This window comes from Herbidospora sakaeratensis, assembly GCF_001570525.1.
Lineage (GTDB): Bacteria > Actinomycetota > Actinomycetes > Streptosporangiales > Streptosporangiaceae > Herbidospora > Herbidospora sakaeratensis.
In genome coordinates, this window is record NZ_BBXC01000015.1 from 157,463 (window position 1) to 181,948 (window position 24,486).

26 protein-coding genes, 1 tRNA gene and 1 pseudogene are annotated in these 24,486 nt (G+C 70.1%); 15 read left to right on the top strand and 13 right to left on the bottom strand.

What is annotated here, in order from left to right:
* Nucleotides 1-108 precede the first annotated feature (108 nt).
* Genes AW271_RS24945 through AW271_RS24960 form a run of 4 tightly spaced genes read left to right on the top strand, consistent with a single transcriptional unit; the run spans nucleotide 109 to nucleotide 3,097 of the window.
* Entirely contained in the window at nucleotides 109-759 is a 651-nt protein-coding gene (locus tag AW271_RS24945) for a type II toxin-antitoxin system antitoxin SocA domain-containing protein (RefSeq protein WP_169806402.1), read from the top strand.
* Nucleotides 760-1,134, top strand: coding sequence for a type II toxin-antitoxin system PemK/MazF family toxin (locus tag AW271_RS24950; protein WP_062340020.1), 375 nt, complete (start codon nucleotides 760-762; stop codon nucleotides 1,132-1,134).
* A 54-nt stretch (nucleotides 1,135-1,188) separates the two neighbouring features.
* Nucleotides 1,189-2,853 (top strand): sodium:solute symporter family protein, encoded by a 1,665-nt coding sequence (locus AW271_RS24955; protein ID WP_062340021.1) that lies wholly within the window; start codon nucleotides 1,189-1,191, stop codon nucleotides 2,851-2,853.
* A gap of 10 nt (nucleotides 2,854-2,863) precedes the next feature.
* Nucleotides 2,864-3,097: a hypothetical protein gene (locus AW271_RS24960; RefSeq protein ID WP_062340022.1), complete on the top strand. Its 234-nt coding sequence runs from the start codon at nucleotides 2,864-2,866 to the stop codon at nucleotides 3,095-3,097.
* Here AW271_RS24960 and AW271_RS24965 read toward each other — a convergent pair.
* The gene (locus tag AW271_RS24965) at nucleotides 3,083-4,156 is read right to left on the bottom strand and encodes a sugar ABC transporter substrate-binding protein (RefSeq protein ID WP_062340023.1); all 1,074 of its coding nucleotides are present in this window, start codon (nucleotides 4,154-4,156) and stop codon (nucleotides 3,083-3,085) included. The genes AW271_RS24960 and AW271_RS24965 overlap by 15 nt on opposite strands.
* A 154-nt stretch (nucleotides 4,157-4,310) precedes the next feature.
* On the opposite strand from AW271_RS24965, the gene AW271_RS24970 reads away from it, so the two are divergent.
* The 3 genes from AW271_RS24970 (at nucleotide 4,311) to AW271_RS24980 (ending at nucleotide 7,900) form a co-directional block, all read left to right on the top strand.
* On the top strand, nucleotides 4,311-5,270 hold the full coding sequence (locus tag AW271_RS24970) for a LysR family transcriptional regulator (RefSeq protein WP_062340024.1): 960 nt from the start codon (nucleotides 4,311-4,313) through the stop codon (nucleotides 5,268-5,270).
* A gap of 109 nt (nucleotides 5,271-5,379) precedes the next feature.
* The gene (locus AW271_RS42930; protein ID WP_062340025.1) at nucleotides 5,380-6,813 is read left to right on the top strand and encodes a S1 family peptidase; all 1,434 of its coding nucleotides are present in this window, start codon (nucleotides 5,380-5,382) and stop codon (nucleotides 6,811-6,813) included.
* 103 nt (nucleotides 6,814-6,916) lie between these two features.
* Nucleotides 6,917-7,900: an ABC transporter permease gene (locus tag AW271_RS24980; RefSeq protein ID WP_062340026.1), complete on the top strand. Its 984-nt coding sequence runs from the start codon at nucleotides 6,917-6,919 to the stop codon at nucleotides 7,898-7,900.
* 5 nt (nucleotides 7,901-7,905) lie between these two features.
* On the opposite strand, the gene AW271_RS24985 is transcribed toward AW271_RS24980, so the two are convergent.
* Nucleotides 7,906-8,274, bottom strand: a complete 369-nt coding sequence (locus tag AW271_RS24985; protein WP_062340027.1) for a MerR family transcriptional regulator — start codon at nucleotides 8,272-8,274, stop codon at nucleotides 7,906-7,908.
* A gap of 49 nt (nucleotides 8,275-8,323) precedes the next feature.
* Between AW271_RS24985 and AW271_RS24990 the strand changes: the two genes are divergently transcribed.
* Complete coding sequence (locus AW271_RS24990) at nucleotides 8,324-9,151, top strand: NAD(P)-dependent oxidoreductase (RefSeq protein ID WP_083977174.1); 828 nt, start codon at nucleotides 8,324-8,326, stop codon at nucleotides 9,149-9,151.
* Between the two features lie 130 nt (nucleotides 9,152-9,281).
* Here AW271_RS24990 and AW271_RS24995 read toward each other — a convergent pair.
* A tRNA-Ile gene (locus AW271_RS24995) sits at nucleotides 9,282-9,355 on the bottom strand.
* Nucleotides 9,356-9,525: 170 nt separating this feature from the next.
* Between AW271_RS24995 and AW271_RS25000 the strand changes: the two genes are divergently transcribed.
* On the top strand, nucleotides 9,526-10,449 hold the full coding sequence (locus AW271_RS25000) for an alpha/beta hydrolase (RefSeq protein ID WP_062340168.1): 924 nt from the start codon (nucleotides 9,526-9,528) through the stop codon (nucleotides 10,447-10,449).
* Here AW271_RS25000 and AW271_RS25005 read toward each other — a convergent pair.
* The 4 genes and pseudogenes from AW271_RS25005 to AW271_RS25020 all read right to left on the bottom strand — a co-directional run bounded on the left by AW271_RS25005 (nucleotide 10,436) and on the right by AW271_RS25020 (nucleotide 13,344).
* On the bottom strand, nucleotides 10,436-11,269 hold the full coding sequence (locus AW271_RS25005) for a hypothetical protein (protein ID WP_157554609.1): 834 nt from the start codon (nucleotides 11,267-11,269) through the stop codon (nucleotides 10,436-10,438). The two genes, AW271_RS25000 and AW271_RS25005, sit on opposite strands and share 14 nt — an antisense overlap.
* Nucleotides 11,270-11,273: 4 nt before the next feature.
* Nucleotides 11,274-11,630: pseudogene (locus AW271_RS25010) on the bottom strand (TIGR03668 family PPOX class F420-dependent oxidoreductase); the annotation flags it as partial.
* Nucleotides 11,631-11,640: 10 nt separating this feature from the next.
* Nucleotides 11,641-12,555: an NADP-dependent oxidoreductase gene (locus AW271_RS25015; protein ID WP_062340031.1), complete on the bottom strand. Its 915-nt coding sequence runs from the start codon at nucleotides 12,553-12,555 to the stop codon at nucleotides 11,641-11,643.
* Nucleotides 12,556-12,585: 30 nt separating this feature from the next.
* A complete protein-coding gene (locus AW271_RS25020) occupies nucleotides 12,586-13,344 on the bottom strand; it encodes an SDR family NAD(P)-dependent oxidoreductase (RefSeq protein WP_062340032.1) in 759 nt (252 codons plus the stop codon).
* A 76-nt stretch (nucleotides 13,345-13,420) separates the two neighbouring features.
* On the opposite strand from AW271_RS25020, the gene AW271_RS25025 reads away from it, so the two are divergent.
* Nucleotides 13,421-13,627 carry a TOBE domain-containing protein gene (locus AW271_RS25025; RefSeq protein WP_062340033.1) on the top strand — a complete coding sequence of 69 codons (207 nt, stop codon included), beginning with the start codon at nucleotides 13,421-13,423 and terminating at the stop codon, nucleotides 13,625-13,627.
* Between the two features lie 13 nt (nucleotides 13,628-13,640).
* Here AW271_RS25025 and AW271_RS25030 read toward each other — a convergent pair whose 3' ends face one another.
* Genes AW271_RS25030 through AW271_RS25040 form a run of 3 tightly spaced genes read right to left on the bottom strand, consistent with a single transcriptional unit; the run spans nucleotide 13,641 to nucleotide 14,859 of the window.
* Nucleotides 13,641-14,048, bottom strand: coding sequence for a VOC family protein (locus tag AW271_RS25030; protein ID WP_062340034.1), 408 nt, complete (start codon nucleotides 14,046-14,048; stop codon nucleotides 13,641-13,643).
* The gene (locus tag AW271_RS25035; RefSeq protein WP_083977176.1) at nucleotides 14,045-14,554 is read right to left on the bottom strand and encodes an SRPBCC domain-containing protein; all 510 of its coding nucleotides are present in this window, start codon (nucleotides 14,552-14,554) and stop codon (nucleotides 14,045-14,047) included. Before AW271_RS25035 ends, AW271_RS25030 begins: the two co-directional genes overlap by 4 nt.
* Nucleotides 14,551-14,859, bottom strand: coding sequence for an ArsR/SmtB family transcription factor (locus tag AW271_RS25040; RefSeq protein WP_062340035.1), 309 nt, complete (start codon nucleotides 14,857-14,859; stop codon nucleotides 14,551-14,553). The genes AW271_RS25035 and AW271_RS25040 overlap by 4 nt, the downstream gene beginning before the upstream one ends.
* 77 nt (nucleotides 14,860-14,936) lie before the next feature.
* Here AW271_RS25040 and AW271_RS25045 point away from each other — a divergent pair, with 77 nt between their 5' ends.
* Together AW271_RS25045 and AW271_RS25050 are read left to right on the top strand one after the other, a co-directional pair.
* Nucleotides 14,937-16,310, top strand: coding sequence for a hypothetical protein (locus tag AW271_RS25045; protein WP_157554613.1), 1,374 nt, complete (start codon nucleotides 14,937-14,939; stop codon nucleotides 16,308-16,310).
* Between the two features lie 36 nt (nucleotides 16,311-16,346).
* The gene (locus tag AW271_RS25050) at nucleotides 16,347-17,666 is read left to right on the top strand and encodes a hypothetical protein (RefSeq protein ID WP_062340037.1); all 1,320 of its coding nucleotides are present in this window, start codon (nucleotides 16,347-16,349) and stop codon (nucleotides 17,664-17,666) included.
* A gap of 21 nt (nucleotides 17,667-17,687) precedes the next feature.
* On the opposite strand, the gene AW271_RS25055 is transcribed toward AW271_RS25050, so the two are convergent.
* A complete protein-coding gene (locus AW271_RS25055; RefSeq protein WP_062340038.1) occupies nucleotides 17,688-18,878 on the bottom strand; it encodes an ROK family protein in 1,191 nt (396 codons plus the stop codon).
* A gap of 180 nt (nucleotides 18,879-19,058) precedes the next feature.
* Between AW271_RS25055 and AW271_RS25060 the strand changes: the two genes are divergently transcribed.
* Genes AW271_RS25060 through AW271_RS25070 form a run of 3 tightly spaced genes read left to right on the top strand, consistent with a single transcriptional unit; the run spans nucleotide 19,059 to nucleotide 22,123 of the window.
* Nucleotides 19,059-20,285, top strand: coding sequence for an ABC transporter substrate-binding protein (locus AW271_RS25060; protein ID WP_169806403.1), 1,227 nt, complete (start codon nucleotides 19,059-19,061; stop codon nucleotides 20,283-20,285).
* 27 nt (nucleotides 20,286-20,312) lie between these two features.
* Nucleotides 20,313-21,281, top strand: a complete 969-nt coding sequence (locus tag AW271_RS25065) for a carbohydrate ABC transporter permease (RefSeq protein ID WP_063818108.1) — start codon at nucleotides 20,313-20,315, stop codon at nucleotides 21,279-21,281.
* The gene (locus AW271_RS25070) at nucleotides 21,278-22,123 is read left to right on the top strand and encodes a carbohydrate ABC transporter permease (RefSeq protein WP_062340041.1); all 846 of its coding nucleotides are present in this window, start codon (nucleotides 21,278-21,280) and stop codon (nucleotides 22,121-22,123) included. Before AW271_RS25065 ends, AW271_RS25070 begins: the two co-directional genes overlap by 4 nt.
* Here AW271_RS25070 and AW271_RS25075 read toward each other — a convergent pair.
* Together AW271_RS25075 and AW271_RS25080 are read right to left on the bottom strand one after the other, a co-directional pair.
* Nucleotides 22,120-23,058: a hydroxyacid dehydrogenase gene (locus AW271_RS25075; protein ID WP_245653184.1), complete on the bottom strand. Its 939-nt coding sequence runs from the start codon at nucleotides 23,056-23,058 to the stop codon at nucleotides 22,120-22,122. The two genes, AW271_RS25070 and AW271_RS25075, sit on opposite strands and share 4 nt — an antisense overlap.
* Nucleotides 23,055-24,440: an aldehyde dehydrogenase family protein gene (locus tag AW271_RS25080; protein WP_062340043.1), complete on the bottom strand. Its 1,386-nt coding sequence runs from the start codon at nucleotides 24,438-24,440 to the stop codon at nucleotides 23,055-23,057. Before AW271_RS25080 ends, AW271_RS25075 begins: the two co-directional genes overlap by 4 nt.
* Nucleotides 24,441-24,486: the final 46 nt, after the last annotated feature.

Genomic DNA, 24,486 nt, shown 5'->3' on the forward strand with positions numbered 1-24,486 from the left:
TTCGTTGGCCTGCGCAGGTCACCCGGCTACGGTAATCTAGAACAGATATTCGATGAATCGCCGAGGGAGGTGCTGGCCATGGCACGACCGGTCCCTACACTGAAGAGCGTGCCGGCCCCTGCGCCTCTTCGCGGTCCTGCGGCAGCCGTCGCCTATCTTCTCGCGACGGCTCGCGCCAGCGGCATGCGCATCAACCGCACCAAACTGGCCAAGCTCCTCTACCTGGCCGATCTTCGCGCCGTGGAGCAGGGCCTGCCCCCGGGATCGGGTGTGGAGTGGCGATGGCGTCACTACGGCCCGCACAGCCTTCGCCTTGCCGAGATCGAGCGGGACCTCAGCGAAGCTGGAGTCATCGACGTCGAGGAGAGCGCCGACCCCTTCGCCGGATATCGCGAACGCGTCATCTACCTGATCGATGCGCCACAGACAGTCGTCGATGCCCATTTCGTCGAGATCATCGATGCCGTCCTCGCAGAATACGGGCGATGGTCTGCGGGGCAGCTGAAAAGCTTCACCTATCAGACGGCCCCGATGCAGATGGCGATTCAGCAGAATCGGCGCGAAGTGCGACTTGATCTAGCTGGTGGGGCGCCGCTCCCCGACCTGGGTTCGGGCCTCAACCGGCTCCGCCGATGGGCCGCCCGCAATCCATTGCCCGACGACGAGCCCGGCGGAGTCGATGATCTGGTCGAAGAGAGTTCGCAGTTCACCGACCACCGTGCCGAGGCCACTCGGCACCTCATGGGGGAAGAGGAATAAGTGCCGGGTCCTTATGTGGCCGGCGGCGTCTACCTCGTCCGCGACAAGTCGCTTCGCCTGATCCCCGAAGAAGACCGTGTCATCCACGACGAACGTCGCCCTGTCGTCTTGGTCAGCGGTGGAGAGTCGAACGGCGACCCCAGCTGGCCGTTCGTGCTGGCCTGCCCGATCTCGGGGTCAACGCGGCGGCGTACCCGCTATGACATCCAACTCGCCATGGGCCAAGGCGGCGTCCTCAAGAAATGTTGGATCAGAGTGCCGGCAGTCCAGCCCTTGATGAAGTCGGTCCTGGAAGACCGGACCGGCATCCTGGACGAGGACCTGCTGACCCAGGTTCAGGCGCGGCTGGCCCAGTATCTCGGTCTTCTCGACTGAGCTCCCGCACCGTGGCCCGCGTGACACCGTGAGCTCCGTGGGTAGCGGGGGTCCGTGCTCGCTCTTGCTCCCCAGGACCTCCGCCTGGATGTCAACGCGCTGGACTATCTGATCCTGGCGCTCTACTTCGCCGTCGTGGTGGGCATCGGATTCGCCGCCCGCCGCGCCATCCGCTCCTCCAGCGACTTCTTCCTCGCCGGGCGTGCCCTGCCCGCGTGGATCACGGGTCTCGCGTTCGTCTCCGCCAACCTCGGGGCGATCGAGATCCTCGGCATGGCCGCCAACGGAGCCCAGTACGGCCTCATGACCGTGCACTACTACTGGATCGGCGCCATTCCGGCCATGGTGTTCCTCGGCATCGTGATGATGCCGTTCTACTACCGGTCGAAGGTGCACAGCGTCCCGGAGTTCCTCAGAAGAAGGTTCAACCCGGCAACCCAGTTGTTCAACGCCATCGCGTTCGCCGTCGCGCAGGTGCTGATCGCGGGGATCAACCTCTACGCGCTCGCCCTGGTGATGGAGGCGCTGCTCGGCTGGCCCCTGTGGTTGTCGGTGATCGTGTCGGCGGCGATCGTGCTGGCGTACATCACGCTGGGCGGGTTGTCGTCGGCGATCTACAACGAGGTGATGCAGTTCTTCGTGATCATCGCGGGGCTGGTGCCCGTGGTGGTGCTCGGGCTGATCCGGGTCGGCGGGTTCGAGGGGCTCGGGCAGAAGGTGCGCGAGAGCGTGCTCGGCGAGGGCGGGCTGCACACGTGGTCGACGACCGCGACCACGGACAATCCGCTGGGGGCGAGCTGGATCGGGATCGTGTTCGGGCTCGGGTTCGTGTTGTCGTTCGGCTACTGGACGACCAACTTCGCCGAGGTGCAGCGCGGGTTGTCGGCGCGCAACACCAACGCGGCGCGGCTGACGCCGATCGTGGCGGCCTATCCGAAGCTGCTGATCCCGGTGGTGACGGTGATCCCGGGGCTCGTCGCCCTGGTGTTGTTCTCGAACCTCGGCAAGGACGGCGGGCCCGCCTACAACTACGCGATCCCGCTGCTCATGAACGAGTTCCTGCCCAACGGCGTGCTCGGCGTCGCGGTGACCGGCCTGCTCGCGTCGTTCATGGCCGGCATGGCGGCCAACATCTCGGGCTTCAACACCGTGTTCACGTACGACATCTGGAAAGGTCACGTGAACGGCGACAAGCCCGACGAGTTCTATGTACGTCTGGGCCGGATCGCCACCGTCGGCGGTGTGGTGGCCGGGATCGGGACCGCGTTCATCGCGGCCGGGTTCTCGAACATCATGAACTACCTCCAGGCGCTGTTCGCGTTCTTCAACGCGCCCCTGTTCGCGACGTTCATCATCGGCCTGTTCTGGAAGCGGATGACCCCGTGGGCCGGCTTCTGGGGCATCATCGCGGGCACCCTGGCGGCGTTCGCGGTCTACATCCCCTACCGGGCCGACCTGATCGACCTGGGCACCGACCTGAACGCGTCGTTCGTCGCGGCGGGGGCGGCGTTCCTGGTCGACGCGATCGTGTCGGTCGTGATCACGCTGGTGACCACGCCCAAGCCGGAGGAGGAGCTGCGGGGTCTGGTGTACGGCCTGACCGACGTCGACCTCAAGGACGACTCCCTGGCCGGGGACCGGGCGTGGTACCGCTCGCCGGTGGTCCTCGGCTCCGGCGCGCTGGTCCTGGCCGCCGCCTTCTACCTGCCGTTCCTGTAAGGGGGACCCGATGTTGTTCGACATCCGCCGCATCCTGGGCGGCCTGTTCGCCGTCTACGGCGTGATCCTGGTCGTCGCCGGCCTCCTCGACGGGGCCGAGGAGATCGCCAAGGCGGAAGGGGTGCGCATCAACCTGTGGACCGGGATCGGCATGCTCGTGCTGGCCGGGGTGTTCCTGCTCTGGGAGCGGCTGCGGCCCAAGGACGTGCCCGACCCCTCCGACGACACCTCAGGTGATGCCTAGTTCCGCGCACATCGACCGCATGCCGGCGGGGTTGCAGACCTCGTTGGCCGTCCAGAAGCCGTCCTTGACGACGGTGTCCTTGATCGTCGACCGGGTCACCACGATCGCCTTGGTGATCATGGCGGGGATGTCCGCCTCGGTGTCGTTGCTCACCGTGCTGGTGCCCCTGATCGGCCGTCCGGCGCCGAGGTCGACGGCCAGCTGCGCGGCGTTCTGGGCCTCGGGCTGGATCGGCTTGTAGATGGTCATCGTCTGGGTGCCGAGCATGATGCGGTGGATGGCGTCCAGGTCGGCGTCCATGCCGGTCAGCGGGGTGTCGGGGGGCAGGCCCGAGTCGCGGATCGAGCCGGCGGCGCCGCCGGCGAGGCCGTCGTTGGCGGCGTACACGCCGACGATGGTGTCGAGGCCGAGCCGGTCCATGGCCATCTCCGACTCGCGTTCGGCCTCCTCGGCGCTCCAGCCGGGGGTGGAGTACTCGGCGCCGATGCGCACCCGCCCGTCGAGGGCCGCGTGGGCGCCGGCCTTGAACTCGGCGGAGTTGGGGTCGGTGACCGGGCCGTTGAGCATGATGATCTGGCCTTTGCGGCCGCGCGCCCTGATCGCCTCGACGAGGGCCTGGCCCTGCAGGCGGCCCACCTCGACGTTGTCGAAGGAGGTGTAGGCGTCGATGGGGCCCTCGGCGAGGCGGTCGTAGGAGACGATCCGGACCGCCCGCGCGGCGGCGCGGTCGACCGACGGCTGGATGCCCCGGGCGTCGACGGGGGTGAGAATGACGATCTTGATCCCCTGCGCGGTCAGCTGGTCGAGCTGGCGGCCCTGCTGCGCGGGGTCGCCCTGGGCGTTGACCGGGACGATCTCGCAGTTGGGGCAGAGCTGGGCGACCGACGAGGTGATGTACGGACGGTCGAACTTCTCCCACCGGGGGGTCGTCTGGTCGGGGAGCATGAGTCCGATCTTGAACCCCCGGGCGATGACCTCGGCCGGACCCATCACCCTGGGCTTCTCGGCGGCGCACGCGGCCATGCCGACGAGCAGCGCCAGCGCGAGAAAGGTCCTCACTCATCTCCCCCGTTCGTCTGGGGAGGCCTACCCTGCGCCTTGCCGCGGGCTAACGGCGGCGGCGGAGTCTTGATGGACCTTTTCCGACATGACTAGTCAGAATGTGTGACAAATCATCATTGCTGGAGTTATTCGAGGGTCATACCTTCGCGTTATGGACCTGGAGCTCCGCCATCTGAGAATCGTGCGTATGGTCGCCGAGACCGGCAGCGTCACCAAGGCGGCCAGTGCGCTCGGGCTCGCCCAGCCCGCGCTCACCGCACAGCTGAAGCGGATCGAACGGGCACTCGGGGGCAGCCTGTTCGAGCGGGACCACACCGGTTCCCGCCCGACCGCGCTCGGGGAGCTGGTGCTCGCCCGCGCGCAGGTGTTACTGCCGGCCGTGCAGCAACTGCAGGAGGAGGCCGCCCGGCTCGCCAACGGCGAACCCGACGGCCGCCGCTACCGCATCGGCGCCGCCAACGGGCCGATCCTGGGCGGCCTGGTCGACCGGCTGGCCGCCGCCGAGCCCGGCGCCGTGATCACCACCGCCACCTCGTGGTCGACCGGGGAACTGGCCACCAAGGTGATGCTCGGCCGGCTCGACTTCGTGCTCTTCGGCGTCTGCGGCGACTCCCGGCCGCCCGGCGACGAGGCGCTGTCGTGGGCGCTGGTCGCCAACGACCCGGTGTTCGTGCTGGTCGCCGAGTCGCATCCGCTCGCCGGGGAACGGGAGGTCGAGCTCGGCGACTTCGCCAGGGAGCAGTGGGCGGTCACCCCCGGCGACGGCTGCTTCGGCGAGTGCTTCGCCGTGGCCGCGTCGCGGTCGGGCTTCGCCCCCGAGGCGATCTACGAGACCGACGTCGCGACCTGCGTCCACCTGGTGCGGGTCGGCCGCGCCGTGGCGTTGTGCCAGGCCACCTTCCGCCGGAGTGAGGGCATGGTCGCCTTACCCGTGCGGGGGGCGCCGCTGCGCTGGCGGCAGCTGCTCGGCTGGCATCCGGACACCCCCGCCGCCCAGTCGGCCCCCGCCGTGGTCAGCCACGCCAAGTTCTCGCATCTGGACGCCGTGCGGCAGAGCACCGCCTACTCCAACTGGCTGGCCCGGAACCCGGGATACGGCACCATGCCATAGCCGGGGCCATAACCGGGCCATAACACGGTGGTAGGGGGCAAACGACGGCTCCTCCGGGGGCGTGCCGGGAGTTTACGTTCAGGGCACTCCCAGCCCCCAAGGAGAATCGATGCGCAGCAGGCACATCCTGAGCGCGGCGAGCGCCCTCACCATGGGCGTCGCCCTCGTCCTGTCCTCCGCCCCGGCCGCCGTCGCGGCGCCGGCGAAACCGGCACCGTCGATGGTGGAGGCCCTCCAGCGCGACCTCAACCTCACCGCCGAGCAGGCCCAGCTCCGCCTCGTCAACGAGGCCCGGCTCGGCAAGCTCGAAGGCAAGGTCCGCACCGACCTCGGCGCCGCCTTCGGCGGCTCCTGGCTCAGCGGCGACACCGCGAACGCGCTGACCGTCGCGACCTCGGACGCGTCCAAGGTCGGCCTGATCCAGGCCGGCGGCGCGAAGGCGCAGCTCGTCAGCAGATCGTTGGGCGACCTGACCGCGCTCAAAGACAAGCTCGACGCCGCGACCGCCCCGCAGACCGTGCCCGTCTACTACGTCGACGTGAAGTCGAACTCGGTCGTCGTCGAGACCCGCGACCAGGCCGCCGCCGAGGCGTTCGTGGCCGCCGCCGGGGTCGACAAGGCCGCCGTGACCTTCGTCGCGTCCAGCGAGCAGCCGGTCCCCTACTACAACCTGCGCGGCGGCGACGCCTACTACATCAACAACTCGGGCCGCTGCTCCATCGGCTTCTCGGTCACCCGCGGCAGCACCCCCGGCTTCGTCACCGCGGGCCACTGCGGCAACGTGGGCGCCTCCACCCAGGGCTACAACCGGGTCGCCCAGGGCACCTTCCAGGGTTCCTCGTTCCCCGGCAACGACTACGCCTGGGTCGCGGTGAACTCCAACTGGGTGCCGACGGGGACCGTGGCCGGCACCTCCGCCACCGTGGCGGGCTCGACCGCCCAGGTCGTCGGCGGCTCCATCTGCCGCTCGGGCTCCACCACCGGCTGGCACTGCGGCACCGTCCAGCAGATCGGCACCTCGGTCACCTACCCGCAGGGCACCGTCTCGGGCGTGACCCGCACCAACGTCTGCGCCGAGCCCGGCGACTCGGGCGGCTCGTGGATCTCCGGCACCCAGGCCCAGGGCGTCACCTCGGGCGGCAGCGGCAACTGCTCCGTCGGCGGCACCACCTACTTCCAGCCGGTCAACGAGATCCTGTCGGTCTACGGCCTGACGCTGACCACCACGGGCACCCCGCCCGGCGGCGGCACCTGCAACGGCGGCACCCTCACGGGCTCGCTGAGCAGCGGCCAGTACGGCAACAGCAGCCAGTTCAGCGCCAACGCCGGCACGCACACCGTCTGCCTCGACGGCCCGAACGGCACCGACTTCGACCTCTACCTCCAGCGCCTGAGCGGCTCGACCTGGACCACCGTCGCCAGCGGCACCAGCGCCTCCGCCGACGAGTCCATCACCTACACCGGCAGTGCGGGCACCTACCGCTACCGCGTCCACGCCTACAGCGGCTCGGGCTCCTTCTCGGTGACCTACACCCGCCCGTAGAACGTAAAGTTTTCGGTCGATTCAGCACCGTCGGGCTTTATTTGCGGCCCGGCGGTGTTGACCATTTTGAGACCATTTCGCAGAACTCGTATGGGGGACGTCAATGTCGGGCACCAGCCGCCGTATCAGAGCGCTGGCGGGCTGCATCGTCGCAGCACTCGCCGGTCTGCTCCTGATCGGCACGGGCCTTCACCTCTCGGGCGCCGGCTGGCACCTCGCCCGGTGCCTGTCCGGCGACGAATCCCCCTTCGACGCGGCCGTCCTCCCCGCAGGCTACCCGGGGCTCGGGACCATCCCGTCCCTGCCCACGACGGCCGTCTCCGACATCCGCGCGGTGCCCGGCGTGGCCGAGGCCGTCCCCGTCCAGGGCGGCGAGGTCGGCCTGGTCGGCTTCGGCACCCTGGTCCCGCTGGAGGCGGTCGCCCTCGACATGGCGCTGCTGTCGTCGTCGGGTATGGAGGGCGAGGCCCCGCGCAGCGCCTCCGACGCGGTCCTGGACAAGCGCACCGCCGACCAGCTGCACCTGGAGGTCGGCCAGACGATCACCGTGCACGGGAACGGCGCCGACCGCGCCTTCGAGATCACCGGCGTGACCGCGTCGCGCGGCAACCCCACCTTCGACGTGCGGGGCACGCTCGGCGTGCTGCCGATGTCGGCGGCCGACCTGGTCGGGCCGCTGGAGACCGAGGCGGTGCACGTGCGCGCCGACTCCGGCGTCGACCCCGGCGAGCTGCGCGACCGCCTGCAGACCTCCCTGGGCGGCGAGGTCGACGTCGTGACCCACACGGAGATGCTGGCCAGCGGCGACGTGACCACCGAGACGCTGCCGCCGGTGCTCGGCGTGGTGGGCTCGCTGCTGGTGGTGGGGGCGGCGCTGGCCGCGTACACGGGCCGGCAGACGACGACGTCCACGAGCCTGCTGATGGCGACGACGGTGCTGAGCCTGACGGCGACGGCCGCGGTGATCGTGGCGTCGGCGGGCCTGGAGATCTCCACGCCGACGATCCTGGCGGTGATGGGCACGACCGCCGCGGCGGCCATGGCGGCCATGGTGCTGCGCCAGAAGATCGTCGCCCACCTCGGCTGAGCCGGTCAGGGCACGTAGGGCGGCTGCCGCTCCGTGGCGGTGATGTAGTCCTGCAGCGCCGCGCACGTCTCCGTCAGCGCCTCGATGTGCTCCTCCATGCCCGCCAGCCGTGACCGCAGCAGGTCGAACACCTCGGGGCAGGGCCGGAACTCGGGCAGCTCACCGGTCGCGCACGGCATGAGGAACGCGATCTCCTGGGTCGACAACCCCGCCTTGAGCATGCGCCGGATCCGGGTCACGGTCCCGACCGCGTCGGCGGAGTACTCGCGGTAGCCGCCGGGGCTCCGGGCGGGTTCCAGCAGGCCCTGGGCCTCGTAGTAGCGCAGCTGGTGCGTGTTGACCCCGGTTCTGCGGCTGAGTTCCCCGATCAGCATCGTGTGCCCCCTTGACCTTCACACCGGTATGAACCCTGACGATTCTCCCATGCAGACCACCGATGTCACCGTGATCGGCCTGGGCCTGATGGGTCACGCCCTGGCCCGGGCCCTCCTCGCCGGCGGACGTACCGTCACCGTCTGGAACCGCACCCCCGGCAAGGCCGACGACCTGGCCGGCGCCCAGCGAGCCGCGACGCCTGAGGAGGCGGTGACGGCGAGCGAGCTGGTCGTCGTCTGCGTCTCCGACTTCGCGGCGGTCGCCGACCGGCTCGGCAAGGCCGTCACCCTGGTCAACCTCTCCTCCGGCACGTCGCAGTCGGCCCGCGACACGGCCCGGTGGGCGCCGGACGGCCTCGACGGGGCGATCATGGCCGCCCCCGGCGGGATCGGCACCGCCGACGCGACCATCGTCTACTCCGGCGACCGGGCCGCGTTCGACCGCCACGAGGCCACCTTCGCGCTCCTCGGCGGCGCCGTCTACCTCGGCGAGGACCACGCGCTGGCCGCCCTGCACGAGATGGCGGTCGTCAGCCTGATGTGGAACCTGCTCAACGGCTTCCTGCACGGCACGGCCCTGCTCCGGGCGGCCGGGGTCGGGGCGGCGGGCTACGTGCCGCTGGCCGCGAAGGGGGTCGAGACCGTCACGGGCTGGCTGGCGGCCTACGCCGACCAGGTCGACGCCGGCGACTTCCCGCCGCTCGACGCGACGCTCGACGTGCACGTGGCGGCGATGGACCACCTGATCGAGGAGTCGCGGCACCTGGGCGTCGCGACCGAGCTGCCCGAGTTCCTCAGGTCGCTGACGTCGGGGATCGACGGGTCGCAGGGATACGCGGCGCTGGTCGAGCGTTTCGGGCGGCCGCCCGGCCGGTGATCGGGACTGGAGACGGCCCGGCTCGCAACCGGGCCGCTCTCCGGCACGGTCCAATGATCATCTTGCGTTGATCACCGGATATCCTGTGGAGGGCCGTCCGCTCGTCGGCGAGTTGGCCTGGGGTTTTGAGTAGGGCGGGTGGGACTTGAACCCACGACCCACGGATTATGAGTCCGATGCTCTGACCGGCTGAGCTACCGCCCCGCAATGCTGGAGTCTCTCACAGTTCTTCTTCAGGGGGACCCACCGAAGTGCACTTGTGATCAGGTCGTTCGTTAGGGTCCGCTTACCTGCCGTTGATGACCTCTTGGTGTCTGGACGATTGCTCACCGTCAGAGCAGATTCGTCCCTCGAAGTCGAGTATGTTCTCGCGCATGCCGCTGCACCCGCAGTCCCAATTCTTCCTCGACCGTTTCCCGCCCGTGGCCGGCGCCGACCTCGACGCGCTCACCGACGACGAGGTGGCCGTCCTGCGTCAGCTCGACAACAAGAGCGTCGAGCGCGGGGCCCCCGTCGACGTGTTCTCCGCCGTCGACACGACGGCCGCCGGGGTTCCCGTACGCGTCTACCGCCCCACCGGCGAGACGCCCCTTCCCGTGGTGGTCTACCTGCACGGCGGCGGCTGGGTCTACGGTACTCTCCCCCAGCTCGACCCCCTCGGCCGTGACCTGGCGGTCCGCACCGGAGCGGTGGTCGTCATGGCCGACTACCGGCTGGCCCCCGAGCACGTCTTCCCGGCCGCCGTCGACGACGCCTGGGCGGTGGTCCGCGACGTCTTCGAGCGCCCCTCCGGCTACGACGCCGTGCCGGGACAGGTCGCCGTCGCGGGCGACAGCGCCGGGGGCAACCTGGCCGCCGTGACCGCCTGGCTGGCCCGCGACGCCGGGTTGCCCCTCGCCCACCAGGCCCTGATCTACCCGGTCACCGACGTGGCCATGGACACCCCGAGCTATTCGGCGTTCGCCCACGGCTTCGGCCTCAGCGTGACCGACATGGCCTGGGTCGTCCGCAAGTACGCCCCCGGCGCCGACCCCCGCGACCCGCGCCTGTCCCCCCTCCGTCTGAAGGACAAGTCGGGCCTGGCTCCGGCGACCGTCGTCACCGCCGAGTACGACGTGCTCCGGGACGAGGGGCGGGCCTACGCGGAGGCGCTGGAGGAGGCCGGGGTGCCGGTCGACTACCGCGACTACGCGGGCGCGCTGCACGGGTTCGTCACCTTCCCGGGCTTCTTCGACGCCGCCGACGAGGCCAGGGAACACGTGGCGCGGAACCTGCGGGCGGCCTTCAGACGTCCCTGAGCTCGCCGAGTTCCTCCGGCGTCACCGGCCGGGTCTGCCCGAAGCCGCGCACCAGCACGTCTTCGGGCACGTCGTGCGCGATCATCTGCATGGTCACGCCGCCGGCCCGGCCGAGCGCCCTCACCCAGCCGGGCGCGGTCCTGACCCACACCCCGGGCGCGGCCTCACGGCAGTCGACGTTCTCATCTATGGCGAGCAGGGGAGCCGGGTCGAGGCACATCTCCTCGGGTTCGCTCGTCTCCGGGTGGAGGAAGACCTCGACCCTGGTCTCCCCGTCGGGCGACTCGTAGGTCAGCCCGATGTTCCCGTCCATCGGGAGGCTGCTCGACGAGGCCAGGGTGTGCCCGGGGATGATCGGCACGACCAGGGGCACGCCCGCAGAGGTGATCATGTCGTGAAACTCGGCGTCGGATCTGGACTCCTCCAGCGGACCGGTCACCGCGAATCCCACGACGAGGATCGCGCTCAGGCCGATCTTCGGCCAGCGGAATCCGGGCGAGAACAACCACGAGACGATCAGATATCCGAGCGCCGGAAAGGCCACGCCGACCGGCAACGGCGGGGTGTCCACTTCGAGCAGGTCGAGCCACGGCGACGCGACGGACATCAGGAAGAAGGTGCCGGGAAAGGCCAGCAGACCCACGGGCAGCCACCAGGGCAGACGTGCCAGCAGGCCGAGGATCAGGCCCATCGTCAGAGGGGCCGTGAAGAACAGCACGACGTCGGCGAAGTCGTCGTCCATCGGCGACCAGTGCTCGAACGCGAGCGCCGTCAGCCAGATCGCCATGACGACCAGCAGGCGTCTCCCCCATAACGGCATGCGCCTAGTCTGGCAGTGCCGTCCAATGCCGCCATAGATGTACGTCAATCACGATGAACGGCCCGTCAGGCGGAATTTCCCGATATTGCGGATATTTTGCCGTCAACGAATCGACCGGCCATTCCTCGACGACCCGGGCGGTCCCGTCCGCCCGCACCCACCACAACCGCCCCCAGTCCTCCTCGTAGTGGTCGGCGAGCACGCTCACCCGGGGATCGGCCGCGATGTTGTCCAGGCGGCGCAGCCGCCGGGTCGTCTTCGGCTTGTGGTCGACGGCCGTCACGATCGTCTCGCCCTCCAGGGCGAACGTCACCGGCACCACGTGCGGGCCCGAGGTGGCCAGCCGGGCCACCCGGGCCGCCGCGAACCGCTCACGCGGTGATGACGATCTTGCCTTTCGCGTGTCCGTTCTCGACCTCCCTCAACGCCCGGTCGGCCTGGTCGAGCGGGTAGGTCGCGGTCACGTGGGGGTCGAGCACGCCGTCGGCCACCAGGTCGGCGACCGCGCCCAGCACCTCCTTGGTGCGGGCCCGCGCGACCGGCCCGCCGCCGAGGTCCCGGGCCGTGGTCTGGTCTCCGGCGGAGATCAGCTTCGAGTGGTCCTTGAGCACCGGCGCGACCTCGCGGAGCGCGTCGCCGCCGACCAGGTCGTAGATCCCGTCGACCCCCTGCGGGGCCACCGCGCGCACCCGCTCGGCGACGCCGGGGCCCGGTTCCACGTACGCCGCCCCCAGCGACTCGACGAACTCGCGCTTGGCCGGGTCGGCGGTGCCGACCACGCGCACCCCGGCGTGCCGGGCGATCTGCGCGGCGGCCGTGCCGACGCCCCCGCCGACACCGGTGATCAGCAGGGTGCCCCCGGCGGGCAGGCCGAGCTGGCGCAGGCCGTCGTAGGCCGTGGCGGCGGCGACCGGGAGGGTGGCGGCGTCCTCGAACGACACCACGTCGGGCTTGCGGGCCAGGCCGGCCGCCGGGAGGAGGGCGTACTCGGCGTAACCGCCCTTCAGCGGGCTGCCGAAGACGGCCTCCCCCGGCTTGAGCCCGGTGACGCCGGGTCCGATCTCGGCGATGACCCCGGCGACCTCGTTGCCGAAGACGGCCGGGAAGTGGTCGGGGTTGACGCCCGGCCCGCGCCAGCCGGTGCGGCGTTTCCAGTCGGCCGGGTTGACCCCGGCGGCCCTCACCTTCACGACCACCTGGCCCGGACCGGCGGTCGGTTTGGGCAGGTCGGCGAACTCCTCGACCTCGGGGCCGCCGTATTCCCGGTACACGTAGGCTTTCGGCATCTCGCCCTCCCTGGCTTGCCGTTCCTGGGCTTACCGTTCCTGCTCCGTCGGCCGGATGAGCACCTCGTTGATCGCGACGTGCCGGGGCCGGGTGACGACGTAGGCGATGGCGTCGGCGATGTCCTCGGGCTGCATGCGCTCGATGTCGCCGAAGGTGCTCCGGATGCCCTCCAGCACCTCGGGCCGGTTGTGCCCGGCGAGCTCGGTCTCGACCGCGCCCGGCTCGACCAGCGAGATCCGCACGTGTTTCTTGGTGACCTCCTGCCGCAGCGCCTCGCTGAACGCGCCGACGCCGTGCTTGGTGAGGTTGTAGACGCCGCTCCCGCTGCGGGCGATGCGCCCGGCGACCGACGAGATGTTGACCATGTCGGCGACGTAGCGGGGCCCGTCGTCGGCGGCCCTGATCAGGTGCGGCAGCGCGGCGTGCGCGCAGTAGAGCAGGCCCAGGACGTTCACCTCGACCATGCGCTGCCATTCGGCGACCGGCGCGTCCTGGGCGGGCCCGAGGAGCATGACGCCGGCGTTGTTGACCAGGGTGTCGATCCGGCCGAGCTCCGAGGCGGTGCGCTCGACGGCCGCGCGGGCCTGCGCCTCGTCGGTCACGTCGGCCTCGATCACCAGAACCCGGCCGCCGTCCTTGCCGATCCGGGCGGCCAGGTCCTCCAGGCGCTCCCGCCGCCGGGCGACCACCGCCACCGCGGCGCCCTGGTGGGCGAGCGCCACAGCGGCGGCCTCCCCGATTCCGCTCGACGCCCCTGTGACCAGGGCGACCGTGCCGTCCAGGCGCATGACTTACCCCTTTCGTCCGATTCCTACTCTACGGACACGGTGATTCCGCCCCCGTAAGCCCGGGCAAAGGACGATCATGAAACTGAGTGCACGCAACACGATCCCGGCCGAGGTCACCGGGATCACGAAGGGCGAGGCCACCGCCAACGTCGAACTGTCGGCGGGCGGCCTCCGGCTGGTCGCGTCGATCACCACCGAGGCGGCCGAGGAGCTCGGCCTGGGGATCGGCAGCCGGGTCACGGCCTACGTGAAGGCGTCCGACATGATCCTGGCGACCGACTGAGAACCGTGGGCGGTCAGCCGCGCGAGGAGATCTGCTGCACCGCCCACCCGTTCCCGTCGGGGTCGTCGAAGAACACGAACCCGACGTTGTCGAGGGGATCGGGCACCTCTTGGGGGTTCTCGCCGATCTTCTGTACGTCGGTCACGGCGACCCCCCGCTCCACGAGCAGCGCGTGCGCCTTCCGGATGTCCGGCACCACCAGTTGGAGCCCCTTGAGCGACCCCGGCGGCATCTGCGGCACCGCCCCCTTCCCGATCACGATCGAGCAGCCCGACCCGGGCGGGGTCAGCTGCACGATCCTGACGTCGTCGCCGAACGCCGTGTCGTGGTCGACGGCGAAGCCCAGCCGGTCGGCGTAGAAGGCCTTGGCCCGGTCGACGTCCGACACGGGCACCACGACCACTTCGAGGGTCCAGTTCATGCCTGTCCTTCCAACAGCAGATCGAATCTCGTGTACGACTCGGCCATCCCCCTGGCCATCGGATACCGCAGCGCGGTCGCCCGCCCGTCGGGGGTGGCATAACGGATCGTGGTGGTGAGCAGGGTCGCGGGCCCCTCCTCGGCGAGGTCGTGGGTGATCAGGGTGACCCCGGGATACGACTGCTCGTCGAAGACCTCGCTGAGGGTGATCGACACCGGCGGTTCGACGGCCCGCACCTCCCCGCGCTGCGTCATCCGCGCCCCGCCCGGCCCCTCCGAGACGAACACGTAGGCGCTCCCGGCCGCCGCCTCGAACGAACACTCCACCAGCCGCCACCCCTTCGCGCCGTACCACCGCACGAGCAGGTCGGGCACGGTCAGCGCGGCGAACACCCGGTCACGCGGCGCGGCGAACCGGCGGGTGACGACGATCTCCCGATCGCCCCGGGCGACGACCCGGGTGCCCGCCTCCGCATCCGCGTGTTCTCCTGCCGTTCCCGAGGTCACTCCGCGCCCCGCAACAGGGAGTCGAGCCGCTGGAAGCTCTCCTCCCAGTAGTCGCGGTAATCGGCCAGCCATTCGGTCGCCTCCCGCAGCGGCTCGGCGGCCAGGCGGCAGGGGCGGCGCTGGGCGTCCCTCCCCCGGGTGATCAGGCCCGCCTTCTCCAGCACCTTGAGGTGCTTGGAGACGGCCGGCTGGCTCATCGCGAACGGGGCGGCCAGCTCGTTCACCGTGGCCTCGCCCTGCGCGAGCCGGGCCAGGATCGCCCGGCGGGTGGGATCGGCCAGGGCGGCGAACGTGGCGTCCAGCATGGATGAATAACCTTCCAGTTATGTAACAGGATGGTTTTATACCACTCTGTCGGCGGGCCTCGCTAGGGTTGCCGCCCATGTCCCGAAGATCATCGATCTGCCTGACCCTCGCGTCCGTGATCTCGGCGGGCGCCCTCGTCTCCATGTCGACGCGTGAGGGGCTGCGGTTCGGGGTGCTGTTCCCCGGCTTCGGCGACTGCCTGGGCAGCGATCTCCACTTCGCGGTCGCGCGCCACCTGGGGCGGCTCGACGAGCCCGAGTGGATCGCCCGCACGGCCCTCGGAGGGCCCCGGCTCTTCGGTCTGGGACTGGCCGGCGCCGGCCTCACCGAAATCCTCGTCTTCGGCGGGCTCGCCCTGGTCATGCTGGCCGCAGTGGTACTTGCCGCGGCAGGCGGATCCCGGGCCGCTCGGGCGGCGGTCCGGATCATGGGATGGTGGCTGGTGATCGGCCACGGCTGGCGGCTCGTCCTGTTGGCGCTCGACCTGGTGCGCGACCCGATGTGCTTCGAGTACTCATGGGCGGGCTGGGACGGCGTCCGGGTGCTCGTGCCGCCCGTCGCGCTGGGGGCGCTGAACGGGTTCCTGCTGCTGGCGGCCGCCCGGCGGCGACCCGGGAGTCTCATGCGGCTGCCGTCCCGGCCGGGGGTGCGCCGCGCGTTCGCCCGGCTGGCGGCGACCGGCCTGGTCGTCGCCCTGGCGCAGACCGACGGGCACCGGGGCGCGATCACCGAACCCGACTGCCTCAAGCCGACCCACACCGACGACCTCGACGTCGGCGACGACGCGTTCCTCTGCGGGGCGCGCAGCGGCGGGCGCTACCCGGGCATCCCCGACCGCGACCTGCTGGCCTACGGCCGCGCGGACTGTGCGCGCCACCCCCACAGCGAGCTCTCGGACACCGAGCTCTCCCCGATCTGCCCACTGGCCCACCGCGACGCGACGGCGTGGTTCACCGCCGAAGAAGCCTCCTACGCCGTGGCCGACGCGGCGGCCGACGTCTTCTGCGACCTGAACCGCCACCGGCCGAGGATCAGGCCGACCCACGTGGTCAGCGCCCGGAAGTGGACCGATTACGGCGCCATCGAATCGTGGGACCCGGGCGTGGAGGAGGAGGGCGACTGGGACGCGCCGGAAGCCCCGCTCATCGGCGCCGCTCCGGGTGTGCTCGCGCTGCGCGTCCACCCCGACTTCGACGTCTGCCTGACCGCCCAGGTCTACCGGAAGCGGCCCCCGCTGGAGAGGAAGGGCTGGGAGCAGGTGGTCGAGGTCGGGTACCGGAGCCTCACCGGCCATCTGGAGCTGTACGACCCGATGACGGGCGAGAACGGCCTGAAGGTGCCGGGCCTGCAGCGGGGCGACTACCGGGTCAGAGCCCACTTCGCCCCGACCGACGGCGACGGTCCGCAGGTCATGCTCTTGATGATCTTTCCGGTCGAACGGGCCGGTTGAGCGTTTTGTCGGCCGCCGTGGCTAGGGTGTGCGCTCGTGCCCCGGAGATCATGGATCTGTCTCACGCTGGCCTTCGTCGTCTCGGCAGGCACGTTCGCCTACTACGCGATGACGGGCGCCGGAGAGTTCTCGTTCGGCTACGTCGGCCCCCTTGAGCCGTGCGTGGGAAACGAACTCAACGACCACGTGTCGATGTCGCTCTGGTCCGCCATCGGCGAATCCGGCTTCCCCGACGGCGTGCTGAGCTTCCTGATCGGCCACCTCGGACCGATCGCCGTCGTCCTCTCGATCATCGTCCTGGTCGTGACCACGATGAACGGACGTCCCCTCCTGGGGCGCGCGAGCGTCCGGGCGCTGGCCCTCGCCGTGCTCCTGGCCGGCGGCCACACCTCCGCGTTCGCTCTCTACGACCTGCTCGATCACCCCGACTGCGCCGAGATGTGGGGCGGACCGGAGGGGCTGTGGTACTTCACGATGCCCCAGGGCCCCGTGACGGTCGTGACCACCCTGCTGATGCTGCTGGCCGCCCGCCCGGCGCCGCGAACCCCGGCGGCACGGCGGGTCCTGGCCGGGACTGCCGCCGTCGCCCTGCTGCTGGCCTTCGTCGAGACCGACCTGAGCCAGGCCGGCGGCGCGCGCGTGAAGTGCGAAACCGACTACGCCTACCCGGAGATCGCCCAGACCCCCGACGAGGTGTTCGTCTGCTCGATGCGCGCCGACCCGCTCTATCGCGGGCGGTCCGACCGCGACCTGCTCGCCTACGGCCGGGTCGCGTGCGAGCGCTACCCGGTCAGGGAGTTCTCCGACACCCGGCTCGCGCCGATCTGCCCCGCCGCGAGGCGCGACGCCGAAGCCGCCAGAGCCGCCCAGGACGCCTCCATCGCCGAACATCAGGCCGCCACCCAGGCATTCTGCGACCGGCACCGCCACCGGCCGAAGATCAGGGCCCGCCACGTGGTGCGCGACGTCATCTGGCCCGACTACGGCGTGATGGAGTCCTCCGAGGGCGACCACTACGACGAGGGCCTGCTCGACCGGTCGTACGACACGGGCATCGCGACCAGCCGTGGCCACCTGCTGCTGAACACCGCGGCCGACTTCGAGAACTGCGTCCAGGTGGAGGTCTACGGCAGGCGTCCCCCGAAGGAGCGGAAAGGCTGGGACCGCGTCGTCGAGGTCGGCTACACCAGCCCCGAAGGCCAGATGGAGCTGGTCGATCCGATGTTCGCCGACCAGGGTCTCGTGGTGCCGGGGTTACGGCCGGGCCGCTACCGGATCCGGTTCCACTACGCCGCACCCGACCAGGAGGACTGGACCCCGCAGATCGTCCTCCTGATGATCTGGCCGAAACCTTAGTTCAACCCTTTGACATAAGCATCAACTGGCGGCGTGCAGCCGTAGTGGAGCGCTCGTGTCGAGGAACTCCTCCAGCACCAGCGTGGCCGCGCCCATCGCGACCGCGTCGGGGCCCAGCTCGCCCAGCACGATCGAGGTCGCGTTGTAGGGCTGGGTGAGGGAGTTCTCCCCCACCACCACGCGGATCTGGTCGAGGTGGCGTTCGCCGATCATCAGCCCGGCCCAGCCGCCGACCAGTATGCGCTCCGGGTTCAGCATGTTGATCAGGTTGGCCAGGCCGGTGCCCAGGTAGGTGACGGTCTCGTCGACGACCGGCCCGCCGTCGTCGAGCACCCGGCCCAGCGCCGAGGGCCAGTCGGTCGTCTGGACCGGCACCCCGGCCCTGGCCAGCAGCCCTTCGGCCCCGATGTACGCCTCCAGACACCCCCGCGACCCGCAGCGGCACGGACGGCCGTTCATCTCGATCTTGGTGTGGCCCCACTCGCCGGCGGAGTTCGACGTCCCGCGCACGGCCTGGCCGTCGGCCACCACGGTGGCCCCGACCCCCGACCCGATCAGCACGATCACCGCGTGGTCGGCCCCCCGCCCGGCCCCGAACCACAACTCGGCCTGCCCCATGGTCTTGGCGCCGTTGTCGATGAAGACGGGCAACGTGGTCCCGGCCCTCATTAAGGCTCCCAGCGGGACGCCGTCCCAGCCGAAGGTCTTGGCGTGGATGAGCGCGTCGGGGGCGCCGCGCTCGACGATCCCGGGCACCCCGATGCCGACGCCGAGCACCTGGGCCGCGGTCACCTGCCCGTCGGCCAGCACCACGTCGATCCCGGCCAGGATGCGCCGCGCGACCAGCTCGATGTCGTGGTGGGAGGGGCGGAGGGTGTAGTCGACGCGGGCCTTCTCGGTCATCTCGAGGTCGAAGAGCTCGACCCGGACGTGGGTCTCGGCGACGTCGACGCCGATGAGGTAGGCGTACACGGGATTGACCCGCAGCAGCACCCTCGGCCGGCCGCCGTCGCTGTCGACCTGACCGGCCTCCATGAGGATCTTCTCGGTCAGCAGGTCGCCGGTCATGGTGCTGATGGTGGCCGCGCTCAGGCCGGTGAGGCCGGTCAGCTCATGGCGGCTGCGGGGGCCGCCGAAGTAGAGGGTCCGCAGCAGCATGCCGCGGTTCCCCTTCCGGACGTCCCTGACCGTCTTGCGCTCCGGCCTTGCCATGGGCCTATCCTCCCGTTTTCTGCCGACATGTTAGTTCAATGCGTGAACGAAACGGCTACCAGGCAAGTGCCGCCGCACAGGGTAGCGGGTGCCGCGTTACCAAAGCGTTTCCGACGAGGGACTGATCTTTTTTTGCGTCTTACATTATCGTCTGTTCAACCCCCCGAGAAGGAGATGGAAATGATCAGGAGAGTCACTGGGGCGGCTGCCGCAGCGGTGCTGCTCGCCGGGCTCGCCGCCTGCGGCGGCGGCTCCGAGGAGGGCGGCGCGGGGTCTGCCACGGAGTTGACCTACTGGATGTTCCAGGACCGCACCCCTCAGGCCGGCGAAGTGGTCGAGAAGATCCGCACCGACTTCGAGAAGGCCAACCCCGGGGTCAAGGTGAACATCGTCAAGATCCCCAAGGACGACTACAACACCAAGCTCGGGTCCGCCCTGGCCGGGAACACGGTTCCCGACGTCGGCATCCTCGACCAGCCCCTGGTCTCCCGCTTCGCGCAGGAGGGCACCATCAAGGAGGTCCCGGCCGGCACGCTCAACGAGGCCGACTTCTGGGAGGGCGCGCTCAACACCAACAAGGTGGGCGGCAAGCTCTACGGCTTCCCGATCGACCACACCGCGGTCGCCCTCTTCTACAACAAGGCCCTGGTGCCGACCCCGCCGAAGACCTGGGACGAGCTCAAGTCGATCAGCGCCGGCATCCACCAGAAGGACCCGAAGGTGGCCGGCATCGTGGTGCCGAAGGGCGACGGCTACGGCGCCTGGATGTGGCCGGGCGTGGTCGGCGGCGCGGGCGGCCAGATGGTCGACGAGGCGAACAAGAAGATCCTGTTCGACCAGCCGCAGGCGGTGGAGGCCCTCCAGCTCTGGGTCGACCTGCTGCCCTCCTCGCCCCGTGAGATCACCGACTCCGACCAGGCGTTCGCCAACGGCCTCGCCGGCATGATGATCTCCGGCCCGTGGGACGTGGCCACGATCAAGGACCAGTTCCCCGACCTCGACTTCAACGTCGCGCCGCTGCCCTACAAGACGACCCCGGCCGGCAACATCGGCGGCGAGAACGCGGTCGTGTTCACCAAGGGCAAGAACGAGGCGCTGGCCTGGAAGTGGCTGCAGCACCTGACCAACGCGACCAACAACACCACCCTGGCCCAGGCCCTGGGCGGCTTCCCGGTCAACAAGGAGGCCGCCGAGCGCGACGCCGCCACCTTCGGCGAGCAGCAGCAGGCCTTCCTCGAGCAGCTCAAGGTGGCGCAGGCCCGTCCGGCCATCCCGCAGTGGATCCAGATCAACGACGAGATCATCGCCCCGGCCCTGGAGTCGGCCCTGAGCGGCAAGATGACCGCCCAGGAGTCGCTCACCGACGCGGCGAACAAGACCCGCGCCCTGCTCGGCTGGAACAGCTAGCCCAGTCATCACGGAAGCGAGGCAACCGTGGCATCTCCGGTCGTGGCCCAGCGGCCCGCCGAGACGCCCGCCGGGCCCGGACGGCGCCGCCGTCCGGGCGTCGGCAGGCGTGACCATCTGATCGGGTGGCTGCTCATCGCCCCCGCGTTGGTGTACTTCATCATCTTCCTGCTCTATCCGGCCCTGGCGGCCCTGTACTACAGCTTCACCGAGTGGGACCTGCACTCCGCGCCGATCTGGGTGGGGCTGCAGAACTACACCGACCTGTTCTTCGACGACGTGAAGTATCCGCACTTCTGGAAGTCGATCCAGGTCACCCTGCAGTACACGCTCGTCGCGGTGCCGCTCACGCTGGTCGCGGCGCTGGGCCAGGCGCTGCTGATCAACACGATCAGGCGCGGCTCGAACCTGTTCCGGCTGCTGCTGTTCCTGCCCGTCGTGACCGCGGAGGCGGCGGTCGGCGCCATCTGGCGCTGGCTCTACGACCCGCAGTACGGCCTGGTCAACGCCGTGCTCGGCCTGGTGGGCATCCCCCGGCAGAACTGGCTGAACACCCCGGAGCTGGTCATCCCGGCGCTGGCGTTCATCGCCGCGTGGCAGTGCGGCATCTCGATGATCATCTACCTGGCCGGCCTGAAGAGCATCCCCGAGTCGATCAGGGAGGCGGCGGTCATCGACGGCGCGGGCCCGGTGCAGCGCTTCTTCAAGGTGGTCGTGCCGATGCTCCGCCCGACGACCTTCTACCTCGTCGTGACCGGCATCATCGCCGCGCTCCAGGTCTTCGGGCTCGTGTACGTCATCTTCAGCGGCGGCGGCAACCGGAGCGTCACCGGCGGCCCCGAGCAGTCGGGCCTGGCCTACGTGCTGCACATCTACCTCTACGCGTTCCGCTACAACGCGATGGGCGCCGCCTGCGCGATGTCGTTCATCCTCCTGGTCTTCATCATGATCATCACGTTCGTGCAGTTCAAGTTCATGAAGCAGGAGGCGTCGTGAACCAGAAGACGGTGCGCCGCCTGCCCATCTACATCGCGCTGATCCTGCTGGCGCTGGTGTCGGTCGTCCCGTTCGTGTGGATGCTGGCGACGTCGTTCAAGAACGGCCCCGATGTCTACACCCAGGTGCCGCAGCTCCTCCCGCTGGACAAGAAGACCGGCGAGTGGAACCCCACGCTGGGGAACTACGAGTACGTCTTCACCATCAGCGGCCTGGGCACGGCGTTCTGGAACAGCGTGTGGATCACCTGTGTGCTGGTCCCGGTGAAGCTGCTGATCGACGCCCTGGCGGCCTACGCGTTCGCGCGCATCCCGTTCCCGGGCCGGGACAAGATCTTCGTCCTGATGCTGGCCGGCATGATGGTGCCCACGATCACCCTGCTGGTGCCGCGTCTGCACGTCACCCAGGTGCTCGGCGTCTACGACTCGCCGTGGGGCATCATCCTGCCCAACGTGGCCTCGGTGCTGGACATCTTCCTCATGCGGCAGTTCTTCCGCACGCTTCCGGTCGAACTGGAGGAGGCCGCCCGCATCGACGGCGCCGGCCGGATGGCGATCTTCTGGCGGGTGATCCTGCCGCTGTCGAAGCCGGTGCTGGCCGTCGTGACGATCACCAGCTTCATCTTCCACTGGAACGACCTGGTGTGGCCGCTGATCGTGCTGAACAGCCCCGACTTCTACACGCTGCCGCTGGCGTTGCAGCAGCTGGCGAGCACGGAGTCGGGCCGGGCCTACTACATCATGGCGGGCGCGGCGCTCGCGGTGGTCCCGGTCATGATCGTGCTGCTGATCTTCCAGCGGCGCATCATGCAGGGCATCGCGTTCTCGGGCCTGAAGAGCTAGGCCTGGCGGGACAGGACGCGCGGGTCCACCTCGTACCTGAGGGGGAGCCCGCGCGTCAGCCGTCCCACCTCGTCGAGGGCGGCCTGCCCGAGCCGCCCGACCTCCGACCCCAGCGCCCCCGCGACGTGCGGAGTGAGCACCACGTTGGGCAGCTCCCACAACGGCGAGCCGGGCGCGGGGGGCTCGGGGTCGGTGACGTCGAGGATCGCGGAGATCCGGTTCGTGCGCAGCTCGGCGATTAGCGCTTCCTCGTCGATGAGGGAGCCCCGCGCGGTGTTGATGAGGGTCGCTCCTGTTTTGAGAGCCTTCAGGCGCTCCGCGTTGATGAGCCGGTACGTCTCCGGCGTGGCCGGCGCGTGGATCGACAGCACGTCGCTGCGGCCGATCACGTCGTCGAGGTCGTGGGTGACCAGGTCGTCGGCGTAGGGGTCGGCGACCAGGACGTCCAGGTCGAAGGGCCCGAGCAGGTCGATCACCCGCCGGCCGACGCGGGAGGCCCCGACGATCCCCACGGTCTTGCGGTAGTTGCCCAGGTCGTTGTCCTGCGTCAGCAGGCCCAGGTCGCCGCGGGCCGCGCGGTAGTCGCGGGCCAGTCTCGGCACGGCCTTGTTGGCCAGCAGGATCATCGCGAGCGTGAACTCGGCGACCGGGATCGCGTTGGCGTCGGCGGCCGAGCTGACCACGATGCCGCGCGCGAACACCTCGGGCGTGACGTGGCCCTTGATGCTCCCGGCGGCGTGCACGACGGCCTTGAGGTTGGGCGCGGCGTCGAGCGCCCCGCCGTCGAGGACGGGGCACCCCCAGCCGGTCACCAGGATCTCCACGGCGGCCAGCCGGTCGCGCGCCGCCGGGCTGCGGAACTCGGTCAGCGGCGACCCGGACGTGCCGAACAGCCGGACCGTGAGCTCCGGGTGCATCGCATGGTCGACGATCACCGCCGGGTCCATCCGGGCAGGTCGAGCGGCCCGCGCTGCACCCCGATCCACTGGCGGCGGGTGAAGCCGGGCATCTGGTTCTCCGCGCCGTGCCGGGCGTGCGCGTCGTTGACGTGCACCTCCCCCGCCTGCAGCCGCTCGGCGACGGCCAGGCCGCGCATCAGGTCGCGGCTGAAGACCGAGTTCATCAGCATCGGATAGCCGTTGACCAGCCCGATCGCCTCCTCCTCGGTGGCGGCGACGGTGACCGGCAGCACCGGCCCGAAGATCTCCTCGGCGAACGCCGGCATGTCGGGGGTGACCCCGGTGAGCACGGTCGGCCGGTAGAACAGCCCGTCATAGGTGCCGCCGGTGACGACCGAGGCCCCCTTCGCGACCGACGGCAGCACGATGCGCTCGTGCACGCGGTCGCGCTGCGTCTCGCTGATGAGCGGCCCGAGGTCGACCCCGTCGAAGGGGTTCCCGACGGTCAGCGCCTCGACCTTGCGGGTGAGCGCGGCGACGTACGCGTCGGCGGCCGATTCGAGCACGATGTGCCGGCTCGCGCTGATGCACGTCTGCCCCTGGAACTCCAGCGATGCGATGAGCGCGCAGGAGGCGGCGAGTTCGACGTCGGCGTCGTCGAGCACCACGAACGCGTTGCTGCCGCCGAGCTCCAGCCGCACCGGCCGCAGGTCCCGCGCGGCCGACAGCGCGATGGCCGTGCCGACCTCCCGCGACCCGGTGAAGTCGAGCAGGTCGAGCCCCCGGTGCTCGGCCAGCGCGTGCCCCGCCTCGGGCCCGTCGCCCTCGACGACGTTGAACACGCCCGGCGGCAGCCCGGCCGCGTCGGCGGCCTCGGCGAGCACCTGCCCGCCGATGATCGGCGTCAGCTCGGCCGGCTTGAGCACGATGGTGTTCCCGAACGCCAGCCCCGGCGCGACCGCCCGCATGGCCAGGTTGACCGGATAGTTCCAGGGCGTGATGATCCCGAGCACCCCGAGCGGCACCGCCCGGGAGAGGGACAACTTCCCCGCCTTGTACGGCTGCAGGACGTCCCCCGCCGTGCCACACGCCTCCACGGCGGAGATGGCCAGCTGCTTCAGCCCGGCCGACACCTCGTCGACGGCCTTGGCCCGGACTCCCCCGGTCTCCCGCATGGACAACTCGACCAGCTCGTCGTAGCGCGACCGGAGGTGGTCGGCGAACGCCGTCAGGTGGGCGGCCCGCTCGGGCGCCCCGAGGGCGGCCCATCCCGGCTGCGCGCGGCGGGCGGCCTCGACGGCCCGGTCGACGTCGGCGGCGGTGCCGAGGGCGTACCGCCCGATCTCGGCCCCGGTGGCCTTCTCCCGCACGGGAGCGGTGTGAACGGCCGGGACGAAAGCCCCATCGATGTAGTGCATAGGCTATATTCTATACTTAAGCGTATATATAAAAATAAGTATTGAC

Bases quoted from the DNA above. Each gene is read 5' to 3' on its own strand.
- AW271_RS24960 (WP_062340022.1), top strand. From the start codon at position 2,864: ATGTTGTTCGACATCCGCCGCATCCTGGGCGGCCTGTTCGCCGTCTAC.
- AW271_RS24970 (WP_062340024.1), top strand. From the start codon at position 4,311: ATGGACCTGGAGCTCCGCCATCTGAGAATCGTGCGTATGGTCGCCGAG.
- AW271_RS42930 (WP_062340025.1), top strand. From the start codon at position 5,380: ATGCGCAGCAGGCACATCCTGAGCGCGGCGAGCGCCCTCACCATGGGC.
- AW271_RS24980 (WP_062340026.1), top strand. From the start codon at position 6,917: ATGTCGGGCACCAGCCGCCGTATCAGAGCGCTGGCGGGCTGCATCGTC.
- AW271_RS24985 (WP_062340027.1), bottom strand. From the start codon at position 8,274: ATGCTGATCGGGGAACTCAGCCGCAGAACCGGGGTCAACACGCACCAG.
- AW271_RS24990 (WP_083977174.1), top strand. From the start codon at position 8,324: ATGCAGACCACCGATGTCACCGTGATCGGCCTGGGCCTGATGGGTCAC.
- AW271_RS25000 (WP_062340168.1), top strand. From the start codon at position 9,526: ATGCCGCTGCACCCGCAGTCCCAATTCTTCCTCGACCGTTTCCCGCCC.
- AW271_RS25005 (WP_157554609.1), bottom strand. From the start codon at position 11,269: ATGCCGTTATGGGGGAGACGCCTGCTGGTCGTCATGGCGATCTGGCTG.
- AW271_RS25015 (WP_062340031.1), bottom strand. From the start codon at position 12,555: ATGCCGAAAGCCTACGTGTACCGGGAATACGGCGGCCCCGAGGTCGAG.
- AW271_RS25020 (WP_062340032.1), bottom strand. From the start codon at position 13,344: ATGCGCCTGGACGGCACGGTCGCCCTGGTCACAGGGGCGTCGAGCGGA.
- AW271_RS25025 (WP_062340033.1), top strand. From the start codon at position 13,421: ATGAAACTGAGTGCACGCAACACGATCCCGGCCGAGGTCACCGGGATC.
- AW271_RS25030 (WP_062340034.1), bottom strand. From the start codon at position 14,048: ATGAACTGGACCCTCGAAGTGGTCGTGGTGCCCGTGTCGGACGTCGAC.
- AW271_RS25040 (WP_062340035.1), bottom strand. From the start codon at position 14,859: ATGCTGGACGCCACGTTCGCCGCCCTGGCCGATCCCACCCGCCGGGCG.
- AW271_RS25045 (WP_157554613.1), top strand. From the start codon at position 14,937: ATGTCCCGAAGATCATCGATCTGCCTGACCCTCGCGTCCGTGATCTCG.
- AW271_RS25055 (WP_062340038.1), bottom strand. From the start codon at position 18,878: ATGGCAAGGCCGGAGCGCAAGACGGTCAGGGACGTCCGGAAGGGGAAC.
- AW271_RS25060 (WP_169806403.1), top strand. From the start codon at position 19,059: ATGATCAGGAGAGTCACTGGGGCGGCTGCCGCAGCGGTGCTGCTCGCC.
- AW271_RS25080 (WP_062340043.1), bottom strand. From the start codon at position 24,440: ATGCACTACATCGATGGGGCTTTCGTCCCGGCCGTTCACACCGCTCCC.